23 protein-coding genes and 1 pseudogene are annotated in these 16251 nt (G+C 38.4%); 13 read left to right on the forward strand and 11 right to left on the reverse strand.

The features are described from left to right. Window positions 1-156 precede the first annotated feature (156 nt). Window positions 157-633 carry a hypothetical protein gene (locus tag KUH03_RS28005; protein WP_257087729.1) on the forward strand — a complete coding sequence of 159 codons (477 nt, stop codon included), beginning with the start codon at window positions 157-159 and terminating at the stop codon, window positions 631-633. Here the strand turns inward: KUH03_RS28005 and KUH03_RS28010 are convergent, their stop codons facing one another. The 3 genes from KUH03_RS28010 to KUH03_RS46885 are packed head-to-tail and all read right to left on the reverse strand — an operon-like array spanning window position 634 to window position 3436. Then, complete coding sequence (locus tag KUH03_RS28010; RefSeq protein ID WP_120261973.1) at window positions 634-1635, reverse strand: YihY/virulence factor BrkB family protein; 1002 nt, start codon at window positions 1633-1635, stop codon at window positions 634-636. 35 nt (window positions 1636-1670) lie between these two features. Further along, window positions 1671-2378 (reverse strand): AMP-binding protein, encoded by a 708-nt coding sequence (locus KUH03_RS46880; RefSeq protein ID WP_306429194.1) that lies wholly within the window; start codon window positions 2376-2378, stop codon window positions 1671-1673. Window positions 2379-2407: 29 nt separating this feature from the next. Beyond that, complete coding sequence (locus tag KUH03_RS46885) at window positions 2408-3436, reverse strand: AMP-binding protein (RefSeq protein ID WP_306429195.1); 1029 nt, start codon at window positions 3434-3436, stop codon at window positions 2408-2410. A 182-nt stretch (window positions 3437-3618) separates the two neighbouring features. Between KUH03_RS46885 and KUH03_RS28020 the strand changes: the two genes are divergently transcribed. Continuing rightward, window positions 3619-4050, forward strand: coding sequence for a hypothetical protein (locus KUH03_RS28020; RefSeq protein ID WP_257087730.1), 432 nt, complete (start codon window positions 3619-3621; stop codon window positions 4048-4050). Between the two features lie 124 nt (window positions 4051-4174). On the opposite strand, the pseudogene KUH03_RS28025 reads toward KUH03_RS28020, so the two are convergent. Next, window positions 4175-5793: pseudogene (locus KUH03_RS28025) on the reverse strand (M61 family metallopeptidase). A gap of 383 nt (window positions 5794-6176) precedes the next feature. On the opposite strand from KUH03_RS28025, the gene KUH03_RS28030 reads away from it, so the two are divergent. From KUH03_RS28030 to KUH03_RS28045, 4 genes are all read left to right on the forward strand, one after another. Then, window positions 6177-6329: a hypothetical protein gene (locus KUH03_RS28030; RefSeq protein ID WP_257087731.1), complete on the forward strand. Its 153-nt coding sequence runs from the start codon at window positions 6177-6179 to the stop codon at window positions 6327-6329. Between the two features lie 227 nt (window positions 6330-6556). After that, entirely contained in the window at window positions 6557-6754 is a 198-nt protein-coding gene (locus KUH03_RS28035) for a hypothetical protein (RefSeq protein WP_257087732.1), read from the forward strand. A gap of 17 nt (window positions 6755-6771) precedes the next feature. Next, the gene (locus KUH03_RS28040) at window positions 6772-7038 is read left to right on the forward strand and encodes a hypothetical protein (RefSeq protein ID WP_257087733.1); all 267 of its coding nucleotides are present in this window, start codon (window positions 6772-6774) and stop codon (window positions 7036-7038) included. 11 nt (window positions 7039-7049) lie between these two features. Then, window positions 7050-7574, forward strand: a complete 525-nt coding sequence (locus KUH03_RS28045; RefSeq protein ID WP_257087734.1) for a glutathione peroxidase — start codon at window positions 7050-7052, stop codon at window positions 7572-7574. Between the two features lie 184 nt (window positions 7575-7758). Here KUH03_RS28045 and KUH03_RS28050 read toward each other — a convergent pair whose 3' ends face one another. The 3 genes from KUH03_RS28050 to KUH03_RS28060 all read right to left on the reverse strand — a co-directional run bounded on the left by KUH03_RS28050 (window position 7759) and on the right by KUH03_RS28060 (window position 9809). Beyond that, window positions 7759-8691 (reverse strand): serine hydrolase domain-containing protein, encoded by a 933-nt coding sequence (locus KUH03_RS28050; protein ID WP_373564503.1) that lies wholly within the window; start codon window positions 8689-8691, stop codon window positions 7759-7761. Window positions 8692-8929: 238 nt separating this feature from the next. After that, window positions 8930-9442, reverse strand: coding sequence for a LysR family substrate-binding domain-containing protein (locus tag KUH03_RS28055; protein ID WP_257087735.1), 513 nt, complete (start codon window positions 9440-9442; stop codon window positions 8930-8932). 142 nt (window positions 9443-9584) lie between these two features. Beyond that, window positions 9585-9809 carry a LysR family transcriptional regulator gene (locus tag KUH03_RS28060; protein ID WP_306429196.1) on the reverse strand — a complete coding sequence of 75 codons (225 nt, stop codon included), beginning with the start codon at window positions 9807-9809 and terminating at the stop codon, window positions 9585-9587. A 197-nt stretch (window positions 9810-10006) separates the two neighbouring features. Between KUH03_RS28060 and KUH03_RS28065 the strand changes: the two genes are divergently transcribed. Continuing rightward, window positions 10007-10486 (forward strand): class I SAM-dependent methyltransferase, encoded by a 480-nt coding sequence (locus tag KUH03_RS28065; RefSeq protein ID WP_257087736.1) that lies wholly within the window; start codon window positions 10007-10009, stop codon window positions 10484-10486. Window positions 10487-10545: 59 nt separating this feature from the next. Further along, window positions 10546-10719, forward strand: coding sequence for a hypothetical protein (locus KUH03_RS28070; RefSeq protein WP_257087737.1), 174 nt, complete (start codon window positions 10546-10548; stop codon window positions 10717-10719). 353 nt (window positions 10720-11072) lie between these two features. Here KUH03_RS28070 and KUH03_RS28075 read toward each other — a convergent pair whose 3' ends face one another. From KUH03_RS28075 to KUH03_RS28090, 4 genes are read right to left on the reverse strand one after another with little or no spacing between them, the layout of a single operon-like run. Beyond that, complete coding sequence (locus tag KUH03_RS28075) at window positions 11073-11528, reverse strand: NUDIX domain-containing protein (RefSeq protein ID WP_257087738.1); 456 nt, start codon at window positions 11526-11528, stop codon at window positions 11073-11075. Between the two features lie 37 nt (window positions 11529-11565). Next, window positions 11566-12309 (reverse strand): hypothetical protein, encoded by a 744-nt coding sequence (locus tag KUH03_RS28080; protein ID WP_257087739.1) that lies wholly within the window; start codon window positions 12307-12309, stop codon window positions 11566-11568. 52 nt (window positions 12310-12361) lie between these two features. After that, entirely contained in the window at window positions 12362-13012 is a 651-nt protein-coding gene (locus KUH03_RS28085; RefSeq protein WP_257087740.1) for a C-terminal helicase domain-containing protein, read from the reverse strand. Further along, window positions 12948-13550, reverse strand: a complete 603-nt coding sequence (locus KUH03_RS28090) for a DEAD/DEAH box helicase (RefSeq protein WP_257087741.1) — start codon at window positions 13548-13550, stop codon at window positions 12948-12950. The genes KUH03_RS28085 and KUH03_RS28090 overlap by 65 nt, the downstream gene beginning before the upstream one ends. Before the next feature lie 277 nt (window positions 13551-13827). On the opposite strand from KUH03_RS28090, the gene KUH03_RS28095 reads away from it, so the two are divergent. From KUH03_RS28095 to KUH03_RS28115, 5 genes are read left to right on the forward strand one after another with little or no spacing between them, the layout of a single operon-like run. Further along, the gene (locus KUH03_RS28095) at window positions 13828-14184 is read left to right on the forward strand and encodes a hypothetical protein (RefSeq protein WP_257087742.1); all 357 of its coding nucleotides are present in this window, start codon (window positions 13828-13830) and stop codon (window positions 14182-14184) included. Between the two features lie 55 nt (window positions 14185-14239). After that, window positions 14240-14554: a hypothetical protein gene (locus tag KUH03_RS28100; RefSeq protein ID WP_257087743.1), complete on the forward strand. Its 315-nt coding sequence runs from the start codon at window positions 14240-14242 to the stop codon at window positions 14552-14554. Next, window positions 14479-15027 (forward strand): thiamine pyrophosphate-dependent enzyme, encoded by a 549-nt coding sequence (locus KUH03_RS28105; RefSeq protein WP_257097398.1) that lies wholly within the window; start codon window positions 14479-14481, stop codon window positions 15025-15027. Before KUH03_RS28100 ends, KUH03_RS28105 begins: the two co-directional genes overlap by 76 nt. Then, a complete protein-coding gene (locus KUH03_RS28110; RefSeq protein ID WP_257087744.1) occupies window positions 15009-16100 on the forward strand; it encodes an alpha-ketoacid dehydrogenase subunit beta in 1092 nt (363 codons plus the stop codon). The genes KUH03_RS28105 and KUH03_RS28110 overlap by 19 nt, the downstream gene beginning before the upstream one ends. Beyond that, a complete protein-coding gene (locus KUH03_RS28115) occupies window positions 16097-16237 on the forward strand; it encodes a hypothetical protein (RefSeq protein WP_257087745.1) in 141 nt (46 codons plus the stop codon). Before KUH03_RS28110 ends, KUH03_RS28115 begins: the two co-directional genes overlap by 4 nt. The last annotated feature ends 14 nt before the right edge of the window (window positions 16238-16251 follow it).

A 16251-nucleotide genomic window follows, 5' to 3' on the forward strand; every position in this document is an offset into this window, starting at 1 on the left:
ATGCCCAGAACGGTGTTGATACAATACATTATCGGAAAGTTTACTATTGGGGAACCACCGGAATGGGATTTCCTATAGGCAAAACGAAAGATATACTCTCTCCAAAATTTTCTGGTAGTATTGGTCTGGATATCTCCTTAAAAATTCGATGTTTTTGTGTCGCCAACATTGTATACCCTGTCATTCAAATATAAACAGCGCTTACCTGATCCGAATTTTGCTTATCGTATTGAGGATGCAAATACGAATTTTTATACTTTCGCATTTTCGGGCGGTGTGCGAAAACAGATGCGTCGATTGAATGTTTACGGTTTTCTTGGGCCTGGAATAGGCTTGACAAGTGAACCCCGTGCGAATGTAATGGCTGATCAGAAGCTGGTTAAGATGGAAAATATAAATCGTTTTAACCTGTCCAGCAAACTAGGGGCTGGAGCTGACTATAAATTCAATGGCTTTTTCCTTGGATTGGAATTAGGTTACTTGCACAATTTCAGAAAGATACAGGATACACCGGTCAATATTTTTACGGTGATGATCGGACTGAAATCAGATATCACACAAATTGGTGACAGGGTTATTGATGTGATCGGAATAGATGGCTCTATCAGTGGGAAAAAGAAAAAAATAGTGTGACTACTTTAAGACTTGAATCGTATCTCCGATATGGGCTTCTGCATCGGAGCCCATTTTCTTGACTTTTTCTGTTTGTTCAACAGCAACGGCAAATGCGGATGGAACAATACCCGCTCCAAATTTGATCGCATAAAACTTGGTAAACTCAGCTCCAAAGTAGAGTATTGCTGCGGAATAATAGATCCACAATAACATAATGATGATAGAGCCTGCGGCACCGTAAAAACTCGCCGTGGAGGAGAGGTTGAGATAAATCGAGATACCATAGCGACCCAGCATAAAAAGAAGGCCAGTGAAAATAGCTCCACCGAGCATATCGCGGAATTTCACCTTGGCATCCGGTAAGAATGAGAAGATAAATCCAAATAGTATCACAATGACAGAAAACGTAATGCCGGTATTTACCCAAGATATCAGGGCAATCGGAATAATGGGGAAATAGGTCATAACCAGGTTGGTGACCGCGACAATAACTCCGTTTATCATCAATGAAGCAATTAATAAGAAGCCTAAAGCAATCACGATGGAAAAGGAGATGAGTCTATTGATGATCAATTTTAACCATCCTTTCTTGGGTTTAGGCTTCACTTTCCAGATATTGTTTATTGAATCCTGGATATCGACAAATAAAGTCGTGGAGGAAAGGACCAAAGTAACAATACCGACTGTAATGCCTATATTGGATTTGTTTTCAAAAGTAATTTTCTGAAGATAGGATTGAATCTGCGTGGTCACACCCTGTCCAAAAAGTATCGTAACTTCGTCCAGCACTTCATCTTGTGCAGAAGAACCACTTTGAAGATGTTCACCATAAAAGAAACCGATACACCAAATGACGATCATTAGCAACGGACCGATCGAAAAGATCGTATAATAGGCTAGCGACGCACTTTTTTTCATGCACTTGTCATCATTGAATCCGTTGAAGGCATCAATCATGACCTGCCAAATATTTTTCCAGTACCCGAATGTAAATAAATCTTTTAGTGTAACGTGCTTCATAATAAGATTATCCGCTCCAATAATCGTGCAAATTGTTATTCTTGATTCTGTTCCACATACAATTTGTCGATCGCAGTTTCATTCTCTTTTAAAATAACTTTTCGTTTCAAACTCAATTTTGGGGTCAATTGACCTTCATTTATTGACCATTCTTTTGGTAAAAGAATAAATTTCTTGACAATCTCCCAATGGCCAAAGTTACCTGATAATCGGTTTATTTCCTCTTGGTATTTTTGAACAACGTCGGAATTTTTGATAAGTTCTTCATTTGAACTACTGGATATCCCTTTTTGGGCAGCCCATTTTGAAAGGACATCAAAAGCAGGTACGATTAATGCACTCGGAAATTTGCGATTCTCGCCGATTACCATTACCTGGCCGATCAAGGTTGATTCCATTAATTTGTTTTCAATAGACTGCGGTGCAATGTATTTTCCGCCAGCTGTTTTAAACATCTCTTTCTTTCGATCAGTAATCTTTAAGAAACCATCTGTCGTAATTTCGCCAATATCTCCGGTTTTGAAGAAACCATTTTCATCGAAAGCTTCCTTAGTGGCTTCCTCGTTTTGATAATAGCCTGTAGTTATACTAGGGCCTTTCACTAGGATCTCACCATCTGATGCGATTTTTACTTCAAGGTTTTTAAGCGGTTTTCCAACTGTTCCAAATTTTAGTCCATTCGGTAGATACGAGTTTACGGCTATAACAGGAGATGTTTCCGTCAATCCATATCCTTCAAGCACCTTGAGGTCAGCAGCCCAAAATATACGCGCTAAGCGCTCTTGAAGGCGGCACCGCCTGAGACAATAATCTTAATATTACCTCCCAATGCTTCCTGCCATTTAGAAAAGATCAGCTTACGGGCAATGCCCAGTTTAATCGAATAGAGCATGCCATTTTTGCCTGGCTCCTGGAATTTTAACCCTAAGTCTACTGCCCAGAAGAATAGTTTCTTTTTAATACCGGTCAGTGCTTTACCTTTTTCAATGATCTTGTCGTAGACTTTTTCCAGTACACGTGGTACCGTTGTAAAGACATCTGGTTTTACATCGTTAATATCAGCAACGACATTATCCAGGGTTTCTGAGAAGTAAATTTGAATCCCCTTTGAATAGTACATATACACAACCATACGTTCGAAAATATGGCATAACGGAAGAAAACTAAGTGCAGTTTTGAAATCCTCCCGTATCAGGTAATTGCAGGCGGTGACATTGCTATAGACATTTTTATGAGATAGGTAAACACCTTTGGGACGCCCTGTGGTGCCAGAGGTATAAATCAAGGTCAATAGATCATCTTCGGTAACACTATCTCGATGAGTGGACAGATCAGTCGTATCTCCTTTTGCGCTTGCAATTAACTCAGTTAGAGGAGTATGATTTTCAATCTGGTCAAAGGTATATACCTGCGGTTGTATGCCATGTTCCTTGATCGCCTGCTCAATACGGGCAGTCAAGTCTTTATTGCTTACAAATAACACCTTAACATCGGAATCGTTCACAATAAATGAAAGATCTTGTGTAGATAATGTCGGGTAGAGCGGGACTGTTGCAAGCCCGATTTGATTGCAGGCAAAATCAACCAAGTTCCATTCCGGTCTATTACCGGACATTATTCCGACACGATCCCCTTTCTTAAGCTCCAATTTCAATAGAGCCCTACTCAAGGAATCAATTGCCTCCGTATATTCTTTGGTGGAGTAAGTTTTCCAGTTGCCACTGGAATCTCTGCCCGCCACCATAATGTCCTTTGCGTATTTTTCTTTATATAAGGTTATAAAGTCAAAAATTCTGCCCATATCACTTGAGTTTATTTGGTTATCACTATTGACTTAAATATAAAAAAATATCAGAAATAAAGTTGGAGATATTGGGATTAATGTCATAACAAATTAAACATTGTGTCGTTATAGCTGTAATTGTTACTTTTGAAAGATATAAAGTAGAGTATAAAGCGTTCAATTTTTATGAGAAAATATTTTTGGCTGTCGGTGGAATGCTGATGTTTGGTGCGTTATCCAATAAAGCTGTAGCTCAGCTGGATAATAAAGGCGCTATTGGTGGGCGGTTTGGTTCTGCTCAAGGGATTACTTATCGTCATACACTTAATTCAAATCATGCGTTAGAAGGTATTATGAGTATTCAAAGCAATTCTGATTTCCGCCGATTTCGTGTAGTTGGATTGTATGAAATTTACAAACCTTTAGCGACAGGTTTAAATTGGTACTATGGTTTTGGTGGAAGTATCGGATCGTACAAAGAAAAAGACAAAATTATAAATGGTCAACGTCAATCCTTTGATTCACATCTTAATTTAAGTATAGATGGTATTGTCGGGATAGAGTATAATATTCCCCAAGCCCCATTTCAGATTTCATTGGATGTAAAACCTTATTTTGATTTTTTTGAATGAATCCAGCCTCAAGATATTTGATCCTATTGGATTCTCGGTAAGATATAAGTTTTAAAATTAACAGAAAGAGCAGAAATATATTTCTGCTCTTTCTGTTAAATGGTACAGTTGACTAACGTTCACATTAAGCCATCCAGATTTTTCCCAACAGTTCCTGCAGAAAGGTTTGGTCTTTAAGCGGACGGATTTCATGAATCTTCTTGTTATTTTTTCTGATTTGAACGGGTATCTCTCGAATTAAGCCGTCTCTTGCAATAAGGAAATTCAATATTTCACCATCAGTAGCATGTTGGATGATAAAATCAATTTCCTTGTCTTTTAAATCAAGTCTGATATTATTGATTGCAATTAATTCATCTCTGACATTTAAACCAGCATCGTAGGCACCTGTTCCTTTTTCAACAGTCGCAACACTGATTACACCATCTACTTTGTTGGTCGTGATACCCAAGGTTAATGTGTCATTATCTTCGTTGGTATCCACAATTTCATATCCTACCAAATTAAAATAAGCGTTGTAATCGAGTTCGCCATCCTGATGTGCTGCCTGGAATATATCATCCAGCGAGGTGCCAGCAATACGCTCCGCGAGGCTCTGAAACTCTTTTTCTTCAAAGCCACGGTCAAGTTTTAAGAAGAATTCTTCATAAGCAGCACGGAGGATGTCGTCTAATTTTATTTTTCCATCTGTGGCTGCTATTACTTTGATATCAAGCAGGGCGGTAAGCATAGCCCCTTTGTTATAATAAGAAATAGCCGAATTAATGGCATTTTCATCTGGTCTATAATATTTGATCCAAGTATCAAAGCTTGATGCAGCCGCAGACTGTATCTCATGTCCTGGACGGTTCAATATAATATTAAAATCATTGACCAATAATGAAAGGTATTCCTTTTCATCATAGAACCCACAGCGTTTGATGATTAAATTATCATAATAGGAGGTCACCCTTCCATGATCCATAATCCTGTGGTATAGTTCTCCCCATCATAGTCAAATGGGCCCAATGCCTTGGGGCGAAGACGCTTTACATTCCATAGGTGGAAATATTCATGGGCTACGAGGCTCAGATATGTTTTGTAGCTGTGTTCATTGCGATATGCATTTCTCGAAGCCCCCAGTACGGTAGAGTTGAGGTGCTCAAGACCGCCACCACCAGATTGATAGTTGTGTGTGATAATGACATAACGTTTGTTGGGGTTTGATCCCCAAATGCGGGTTTCTTCTTCCACAATACGTGTAATGTCTGTGGTAAGACGTTCTTTGTCATAGGAGCCACCACCCACCATTGCGCACTCATGTTCTACGCCTGCAGCATGAAACTTCCAAATATCCTGGTTGCCTACTTCAATCGGACTGTCATATAAAACGTCAAAGTTGGGCGCATGGAAAGTATGCTGCGTCAACCGTTCAAGTCCTGTTGATATACTTTTCCAGGTTTCTTTTGGCACAATAACGATCGTCGAAGGGACGTTAAGATAGCCTTCAATATGTAGAAATGTTGCTGTTGGGACGATAAATGCGTGGTCGCTGTCGAAAAAATTTGTACGGACAGAGACCTCAAAGCCATATACCGAATAGTGGACATCTATCTGATCCAGTGCATCTATTGTAACACGCCAAGTATTTTTTGATATTTTGCTGAAAGGAATGGGATTTCCATTGGCATCGACAGGTTTAAATCGCTCTACATTTTTTGCGTATTCACGAATTAAGTAGGAACCTGGTGACCAGACTGGCATTTTTAGATCAACATAGGGTTGATTGAGTTTTTGATGCTCATCTTTACGTCAATGTAATGAGCTTGTACTTCTGGAAATGATACCTCAAAGTTTATTGTAGGTACATTTAAATGGTCACTATCCATGAAAAATAATTTTAGTATGCGCTTACAAAATTAAAAGTATCTTATGCTTAAATCAAACAAAAAAATGTTTTGTTGGTTCTTCAATAGCTTATTAGATCCGTCTTACTTTGATTGATTCAAAAGTCTCATTGGATTGTAAAGATGTCACATAAGAATTCCAAGATACGTATTTTCTTTAAGAATCGTCGTTTCAGTTTGGAGGTAATTTTTGTATATTTGATACACTAGTTTATAAGGGGAAAATAATCAAGAATTTGTATGATCTTAGTTGTTGATAGTGGCTCGTCAAAGTCAGATTGGAAATTGGAATTGCCTGATAGTGCTCCTATTTCGTTCAGTACAAATGGACTCAATCCTTTTTCGTTAATGAAAAAGAAATCACACGGGTTATTAAAGAAATACCTGAAATAATACCCTATGCTGACGAGGTTACAGAGCTTTATTTTTTTGGGGCGGGCTGTATTACCCTGACCGTCGTGAAATGGTTTCAAATGCATTGACCCCTTTATTTGAAAATGCTTATATCGCAGTTGAGAACGACCTTTTGGTAGTGCTTTAGCAACCTGTGGCAATAAAAAAGGTTATGTAGCTACACTTGGTACTGGATCGGATCTTAGCTTTTTGATGGTGAGGAGCTCATGGCCTCCCACAATGGTAATGGTTATGTGCTGGGAGACGAAGGTTCGGGCGCTTACTTCGGTAAAAAGCTCCTACGCTTATTTTTATATGGGCGTATGCCAAAAGATTTGAATGAGAAATTCGCCGTTAAATACCGTATAAATAAAGAGGTTGTTATCAAAAATGTGTACCAAAAAGAACGGCCGAATGCTTTTTAGCCTCCTTTGCACCATTTATGTCTGATAATATTACCCATCCATTTATTATTGATCTGGTAAAAGGTGGTTTTGAAGAGTTTGTTCAGGCCTCTATTTTGACTTATGCGGATTATACACAGTATGAGTGCCACTTTGTTGGCTCAATTGCTTATAGCTTTGATCTGTTATTGCGTGAAGTGTGTGAAACACATCAGATCAAGGTCGGAACAATACTAAAGTCACCTATTAACGAATTGTTCAATGCGGTGCTGGAAAGAGAGAGTAACTCATTGTTGAGTCTTTAAATTAAATAAATATGATCGTAGCAACTATTATGGTGTACATGTCAATGTTATTTGGCAATCCCGAAATTTATAATTTCACTTTTAAGACGCTAGAAGGGCAGGAGGTGAAAATGTCCGATTTCAAAGGAAAGAAGATATTGATTGTCAATACGGCTTCTAAATGCGGTTTTACGAAACAGTATAAGGACCTGGAAGAACTACACAAAACATTTGGCGACAAATTGGTTATCATTGGTTTTCCGGCGAATAACTTTGGACAGCAAGAACCTGGCTCCAATTCAGAGATTCAGGAATTCTGTGAACAAAACTATGGTGTAGACTTTTTAATGGCTGAAAAAGTGGAAGTTAAAGGGGATCAGATTTCACCTTTATTTAAATATCTGGTCACACAGGAAAATCCCGATTTTACAGGAGAGATTAAATGGAACTTTGAAAAATTCCTGATCGACGAAAATGGTAAATTAGTACATCGCTTTCGATCAGCTACCAATCCACTGGATCCAGCGATTGTAAATTGGGTAGGAAATAAGAAATAAGTAAAAAGCAAGAAATACAGCTATACCCCAAATAGTGTTCAACTATTTGGGGTATTTTTATGGCTGAAAGACAGCGGGATGATTCTGAAAGTGCTCCAACTCTTCTGCTTATCAAGCCTTTTTTTCGCAGTTAAAATAAACGATTGAAAATAAAAATTGTGGAACTTTTTTACTGAATATTAGCCTATTTTATATACGTGTCATATAAGGCGCGGATGCAGTCTTTGAGCAGTGGATTAAAATTTTCGCTATCAGGTATGTTGCAACCATTGGTGATCACTACAAATCCATATTTTTTTACAGGATTGAAAAACATTGCGCTATATAAGCCGTAAGCAGATCCCGTATGTCCCGTTAATGTAACACCTGGAATTACCGTATTTTCGTTCATAATGGCGAGGCCATATCCTGCATCGCTATTAACAGCTGTTTGCATGATCTTTGCATATTTTTTATCCATTATTTTCTTCCCGCTAGCCACCCCATAGTTCATATGCATCAGCATATATTTTGCGAGATCGAGTGTCGAGATCTTCATTCCACCAGTCGGGGAGAGGACAGGAGTCGTATAGCCTAATTGATAAGCTGCAAGTTCGTCACGCCTTGGTGCATATGCATTCGGTTCTTCGATAATATTAGCGTTGTTATCGAATGAATATAAAGGGACTAATCTCGAATGATCTAGCGAGTCAACACAATATCCACCATAAAGATGCAATGGCTTAAGAATGTTTTTGGAGATGTAGTTATCAAAACGCATCTGCGTCAATTTTTCCAATACGGCGCCAGCCATATTAAAATTTAGATTACAATACTGATATTGACTGCCTGGTGTATAATTATTATAAGAACTTTTCCAATTCGGATTTTTGGTTGGATTGATCACATCCAGATTAAAATAACCGTTTTGATCATTAATGCTCGAGGTGTGAGAAAGTATCATTCGAAGGGTAATTTTTTCCTCGGGATAATTTGGATTTCTAATCGGAAAACCGATAAGATCTCCGAAATCATCATCTAAAGAACATCGCCCCTGCTTCAAAAGTTGCATAAAAGATGTCGCGGTAAATGACTTTGATATGGAAGCGATCCGAAAGATATCATTGTCATCGAGCAAAGTCTTGTCCTCGATACTTTTGTTACCATAACTCTTATGAAAATAAATCTGGTTGTTTTTACCAGCACTACACTAAGTCCTATTGCTTGATATCGTTGCATAATAGTTTGCAATCGTTGGTCAATTTCTGAAGTCTCTTGTCCGAACAATAATACGGGGAGTAACAGCGCTAAGTGAAAGATGATAATGATAGTCTTTTTCATAATGTCTACGGGAATAAAATAATCAGGGTTGGTTACTAACCTTTATTGAATTTAAGATATTCTTTTTGAATACATTGAATAAATTCAGCAAGAGCACTATTCTTACTTTTTATATTCGAAACCAAAATTACCTCTGTTTTACTATCTACGTCATCAAGTTTCAGGATTTTCAATTTTAAATGTGGATACTGTTTTATCGTGGATGCCGGGACCACGGCCAAACCTAATCCCTGTGAAACGAGTTCAAGGATAGAAGACATAGAATTGCTTTGGTGCACAATTTTGGGCTCAAACCCCATGCGATTACAGGTATTGATTGTTAGGCGATGATATTCAGAAGCATATTTTTGATTGAAAGAGATAAAATTTTCATTGAAAAAATTGATGTTCTTAAAGTCTACTTCCGTGGATCCAGCAATAACCATGGGATCTTCAAATAGGGGAGTGACGAGCAGTTCGCTCGCGTAAATAGGCGCACGCATAATGCCGAGATCCAGTTTTCCATTTTCCAGGGCTGTTTTCTGTTTTTGTGTTGATGTCTCAAACAAGCTGACCCGTAGATAGGGAATTTTTGTTGAATCTGTTTCAAGACGGTTGCCAACATCTGCTTTGGTGTGGAACTGATATAGCCCAATTTAAATTCGCCTGAAATATTGTTATGGATCTGTTTTGTGATCGTTTTGCTATGCGCTAAGTTTTGAAGTATCTCAACAACCTCTTCCAAAAGTATTTACCGGCTTCGGTCAGTTCTACCCTTTTGTTCGTTCTGAAAAAGAGTATAACACCCAGCTCATCTTCAAGATCTTTGATTTGTCGACTTAACGGTGGTTGGGACATAAATAACCGCTCAGCAGCCCTTCCGAAGTGGAGTTCCTCGGCTACTGTTTTGAAATAAATAAGATGTCGGATTTCCATTGATACTTTTTGGTATGAATCGATGACAAAATAAATATTTTTAATGAATTTGAGTTAATCCTACCTTTAAATAATTAAAATTTATAGGTGATATCAATGCATAGAATGCAAAAAGCGCTTATGAAAATAACTTGGATATTCGATATTTCCATGGAATGACAAACCGGGCATTTGAGCTCACAAATATTTATTTAGCTATGAGTAAGGCAACATTACAAGAAATTGAAACGCGATTTGACAAAGATGTCGAACGGTTCTCTAATTTAGAAACAGGTCAGGCGACTACATTGGATGCGGTCTGGAATATGGAACTTATAACAGACGCAATTTCATCGCTCTACCCGAATCTTGAGCAGGTGTTGGATATCGGCTGCGGTGCAGGTAATTATGATGTGAAACTGCTTCAGAAAGTCAGGTCCAATCCGGATGTTACCTTGGTCGATCTGAGTTTGCCAATGTTGGAGCGAGCCAAAGAACGTGTTGGCGTACTTACAACTGGCGCAGTTCATTTGATTAAAGGCGATTTTCGACAAGCCGATCTGTCTGAGGAGAAATTTGATGTGATTATTGCGACAGCAGTTTTGCATCATTTGAGAGACGATCAAGATTGGGAGACAGCATTTCGCAAACTTTTTAAACTTCTCAAAAGCGGGGAAGTGTATGGATTTTCGATTTAATCGAACAAAATAGTGTCCCTCTTCAACAGCTGATCTATCGTGAGAAATATGGTGCGTACTTGACTAAATTGCAAAACGAAGCATATCGTGACCATGTTTTTGCCTATGTAGAACATGAAGATACGCCGCGGTCCTTGGTCTATCAGCTTGAGCTATTGGCTAAGGTGGGATTTAAAGATATAGATATACTACACAAAAATTTGTGTTTTGCTTCTTTCGTCGCATTCAAATAGTAATCTTGCTTGATAATAATACGACAAAGCAGACAAAATGCAAGGATAAATGCTGAGTATGGAAACAGGCAATAAAATGAAAAAAATAAGGCGATACGGGGAGTATCGCCATAAAATCACACTAACTATTAAAAAACCTATAGGACTAGGAATTTACAAATTCAATAAACCAATGTCTGTTTGATATCACTTCCCCTGCACCCATCTCGTCTTAGCGAGATATCAAAAAAATAATAAAATGTAGCTATTAAGGTCAATACTTTAAAAAAACAAAGTATTTCCATTGGTTTACGTAAAGATATATGTTTATTTTTTAAATACAAATAAAATCGACGAAAATTAGAAATTTATTATCATTTGATTGTTTTCAAAAATTCCAACCAAGCGATTTGATCGGTTTTGAATGTCAGATCTTCTATGGAAAGTGTATGTAACGGAACCCAACGGAAGGATTGACGCTTATTATCTTCAACTTTCTGATCCAGATCAAAATCAAATGCTTTAGTCGTCGTTCTGATCTGAATGGTCGAAGTATTTTTGACCTGATAATAAATTGATATGATCTGACTATCGTTGAAGCTTGATTTTTCGTAAAAATCAGTGGTATAGATATGCTTAACGACGTCAATGTCAAATGCACACTCTTCTTGATATTCTCTGATTAAAGCCTCCAATAGACCTTCGCCGTACTCTAACCCTCCACCGGGGAATTTGGTAAATGAAACATTTTCCGTTCTTTCATCACTGATCAGCACTTCCTCTTTCTCGTTGATCAATATCCCGTATACTCTTACGTTAAATGGAAACATTATTTATTCTCTATTTATATAATCAAATTTTTTTCTTCTATAATGGCATGAAACCATTTTCAACCGCAAATTCATCCAACCCGATATAGGAGTAATGTCTTGGTAAAAACCAGCCAATTGCTTCCATGATATTCGTAAATTCTTTCTCTGTTCTAAACTGATTGGCTACGATATTAAATACCAGATCTTGAGAGGCCTTTTCTTCGTCTTTATAATTACGTGCGATAAGCATAATTTTGGCATTCTTGACACCATAATAATCCAGAAACTCACGAAGCTGTGTACGAACATGATAAGGTAGGATCGTTTCGGCGGGTTGGCCAACTAAAATTTCTTCATCTTTACCGATTGTGGTTTGCTCGTTTTTTGCGAAAAAATACTCGTCTGTATAAAACTCTTCATTCAGGAAATAATTGACCAGATCGCCATAGGTAAATATCCAGTCTGGATTTTCATTTTGTGTATTAATGGCAATACCAAAGCCTTTTGGTAGTACAAAATCCTTTAAACGGTTTTTGATCACAAAGGCCTGAAAATTCTGATCTTTGGGGACACTTTCCAACTGGAAATAAGGAAATCCGTCCGGACCAACGACTACTTCGGTTTCGGCGAGTTTTAATGTACACTCGGCGATGTTATTTAAGAAGGTATCACGCCATAATTCATCCCGCTCTGCAAAAGGAACCTCCATCAGATTATTAATGATGATGGTTTTTTCCAGATCCCCTAAGCGATTGTCGTTCGCATTGTTACTATCGTCAAATAAATGTATTGTACTCATCTTGGACTGTGATTTTGTTAATTGCAGGTAAAAGTAAAAGAATAATTATAATTTAACGACGTTTTCTTGATTTTGATTGTCCTTTTCGGCCATTGTTTTGGCTACTGGATAGCATTTTCTCCCAGCTCAATAAAAATGGATGTTGATCGTCAATCTGTATCTGTTTATTTAGTGACAACTGTAGTTTGATCCACTTTTGGTTGTCTTCGGCGTCGCAGAGTGTGATGGCCGTACCGTCAGCCTGAGAGCGGCCTGTTCTTCCGATACGATGCGTATATACCTCCGGAGAGTCCGGTACTTCATAGTTTATGATAGCTTCCAAATCGGGGAAATCTATGCCCCTTGCTAGCAAATCTGTGGCAATCAAAACCCTGTTTTCTTTATTTCTAAATTTAGCGACAATGTCCTCGCGCTGCTGTTGCGTCTTATCACCGTATAGTGCTAGTGCCGAAATACCATTTCGATGAAGATCTGCTTCAATCCGTTCGACAGCATGTACCGTCCGCGTGAAAATAAGGGCTTGTGATTTAATTTTGTTTTCAAGAAGGTAACGGACTAGATTTTTCTTGTCATTTTTATCAACATATAATACATACTCGCTTATTTTTCCTTTTTTAGATGATCTTCTACTCTGACTTCTATTGGATTTTTGAGCCTTTTTGAATGATCTTATCCATTTCTGCTGTGCGTGTCGCCGAAACAAAAATAGACTGTCTTTCGGTTGGAAGTGCCTGTATAATTTTATTGATTTCTAATGCAAAACCAAGATCGAGCAATTGATCGAATTCATCAATGACTAGGGTGTTTATCGCTTTTAGATCAACAAGCTGTTGTTCCAAAAAGTCAAGTAATCTGCCTGGAGTAGCTAGGATCAGCTGAGCTTTAGGATAGGCCGCAAGCTGGCTTTCGTAAGTTCCGCCACCATAAAAACTGGCAATATTGAGACCTGTACCCTCAATCAGTTTAGCAATTCGATCTTTCGTTTGGATACAGAGTTCGCGTGTTGGAAGTAGAATAAGAACGGAGGCAGATTCTCTTTGTTCTTTTTCTAATAAATGTTGTACGATCGGGATGGCAAAAGCCTCGGTTTTTCCGGTTCCCGTAGGGGCAATCGCCAGACAATCTTCGCCAGCTAATATAGCAGGGATAGCCTGTTCCTGGACAGTTGTTAATACCGAAAGCTTTTGTTTCTCAATGTTGGAAAAAAGGAGCTTATTGAGTTGTAGTGTCGAAAAATTCACAGTAAAAAGTTAAAATTTAAAAAAGAACTATCTCAATCTCGAGTCTTTGTCTTAGGAGATCATGAAGCTATGAATTTCTGATCCCTTGCCGCTAGCGTTCAATCCCTATCTATAATAATTAAAAATCTGCAAAAATTAGGAATTTTTCTCAAAAAGTACTAATTTGAGAAATTAGAATATTCTATTTCAAATACGAACTATTGATTGTCAAATTATTTGACAAACACCAATTATATAGAATAATATTTTTGTTAAATTTGTTGAAACAAAAAAGAATATGTTTGATACTGCATTTGACCAAAACAATGAATCTATTTCCACTTTGAGCTTTGACGAGTTCAGAAAGATTATTGTGAATGATTATCGGACCGCCTTGGAAAGTCGTTACGTAAGTTTATTGGGACGTAAGGAAGTGCTTACTGGTAAGGCGAAGTTTGGTATTTTTGGCGATGGAAAAGAATTGGCACAAATTGCGATGGCTAAGGTCTTCAGAAATGGCGATTGGCGATCGGGATATTACCGTGACCAAACATTTATATTTGCTTCAGGCATCAGTGATGTCTATCGTTTTTTTCTCAATTATATGCACATCCAGATGTTGAAGCTGATCCATCCTCTGCCGGTCGACAAATGAACTGTCATTTTTCTACACGGGTGCTGGATGATCAGGGAATTGGCTTGATCAAACGGTGCAGAAGAATTCCTTTTCGGATATATCTACCACAGGTGGGCAGATGGCAAGAATATTGGGGCTAGGATTAGCATCTAAATTATATAAACAAAATAGAAACTTGGATTATTTGTCCTATTTCTCGAATAGGGGAAATGAAGTTACCTTCTGTACAATAGGTAATGCTGCAACTTCAGAAGGTGTATTTTTGAAGTCGTCAATGCTGCCGGAGTACATCAGATTCCAGCGATTATTTCTATTTGGGATGATGGTTACGGAATCTCGGTATCGAATGAGACCCAGACCACAAAAGGTGATATTTCTGAAATACTGAAGGGTTTTCAAAAAGAGGAACTGACAAACGGAATTGAAATTTTTAAAGTCAGAGGTTGGGATTATGCGGGCTTGTGTGAAACATACGAACAGGCCGCAAATATTGCAAGAGAAAAGCATATCCCATGTCTGATCCATGTGACTGAATTGACACAACCGCAAGGGCACTCGTCTTCAGGATCCCACGAGCGTTATAAATCTCAGGAACGCTTGCAGTGGGAAACGGACTTCGATTGTATTGCGAAAATGAAAGAGTGGATACAAAGTTCGGGTATCGCTACAGACGAAGAATTGGATCAACTGGATCGTGAGGCTAAGGATTTTGTTCGCCAGGAACAAAAAGAGCTTGGACTGATTATATCAGAACTTTGGCGTTTGAAGCAAAAGAAGCTATTGATCTATTGTCACGAATTCCAAATGAAAAAGCGGACTTCGCAGCAAAAAAACTGCAATCGATGGTTGAACCCTCTCTGAAAGAGGTGTATGGTCAGGTTCGGAAGATCCTACATGAGCTAAAGGGAAAAGACACAGAAGGCCGTCAGGAATTGTTGAATTGGTATAAGGTTAAACAGGAGATTAACGAAAAACGGTATAACTCCAAATTATTTACGGATGGCGTTGATTCTCCCTTCAATGTGCCTACAGTGGAAGCGATTTATAGTGAGGATTCTAAAATTGTAGATGGTCGGGAAGTCTTGAATCTTTGTTTTGAAGAAAATTTTCAACGTGATGAACGTTTATTGGCATTCGGGGAAGATGTAGGGAAAATAGGAGATGTTAACCAAGGATTTGCAGGTCTACAGGATAAGCTCGGTGCACATCGCGTATTTGATACCGGGATCCGCGAAAATTCAATTATCGGTAAAGGGATCGGATTGGCAATTCGTGGGTTAAAACCAATTGCTGAAATTCAATACTTAGATTATTTGATTTACGGTATCACTGTTGCCAGTGACGATTTAGCCAGCTTAAGTTACCGTACTTTCGGAGGGCAAAAGCACCGGTCATTATCCGTACCCGCGGACACCGATTGGAGGGAGTATGGCATTCGGGATCACCGATGTGTGATACTGGGCTCTTTAAGAGGATTGCATGTCTGCGTACCTCGTAATATGACACAAGCTGCTGGAATGTATAATACGCTTTTCCGCTCAGATGAACCAGCTATTGTTGTTGAATGTCTGAATGGATATCGCCTTAAAGAGCGTTTGCCGGAGAATGTTGGTGAATTTACAGTGCCAATAGGTTATGCTGAGCGCATTAAAGAAGGACAGGATATCACTGTTGTTTCTTACGGCTCAACTTTGCGTGTTGTCGAAGAAGCAGCCGTAGAATTAGAACGTTTGGGAATATTTATCGAGATTATTGATGCGCAGACCTTGTTGCCATTTGATAAAGGACAATTATGTGCGGAGTCTCTGAAAAAAACAAATAAGTTGTTAGTGGTAGATGAGGATGTGCCTGGGGCGCTGCCGCATTTATACTGCAGGAAATACTTGAAAATCAAAATGGTTATTATTTACTTGATAGCCAACCTCGGACATTGACTGCAAAAGCGCATCGCCCTCCTTATGGTTCGGATGGTGATTATTTCTCAAAACCATCTTCGGATGATGTTGTAGAGACGGTATATGCAATCATGCATGAGGCCAACCCAGAAAAATATCCATCTATGTTTGAATAAATGGATATTTCTTT

This window comes from Sphingobacterium sp. E70 (assembly GCF_019285695.1).
In the GTDB taxonomy this organism is placed as follows: domain Bacteria; phylum Bacteroidota; class Bacteroidia; order Sphingobacteriales; family Sphingobacteriaceae; genus Sphingobacterium; species Sphingobacterium detergens.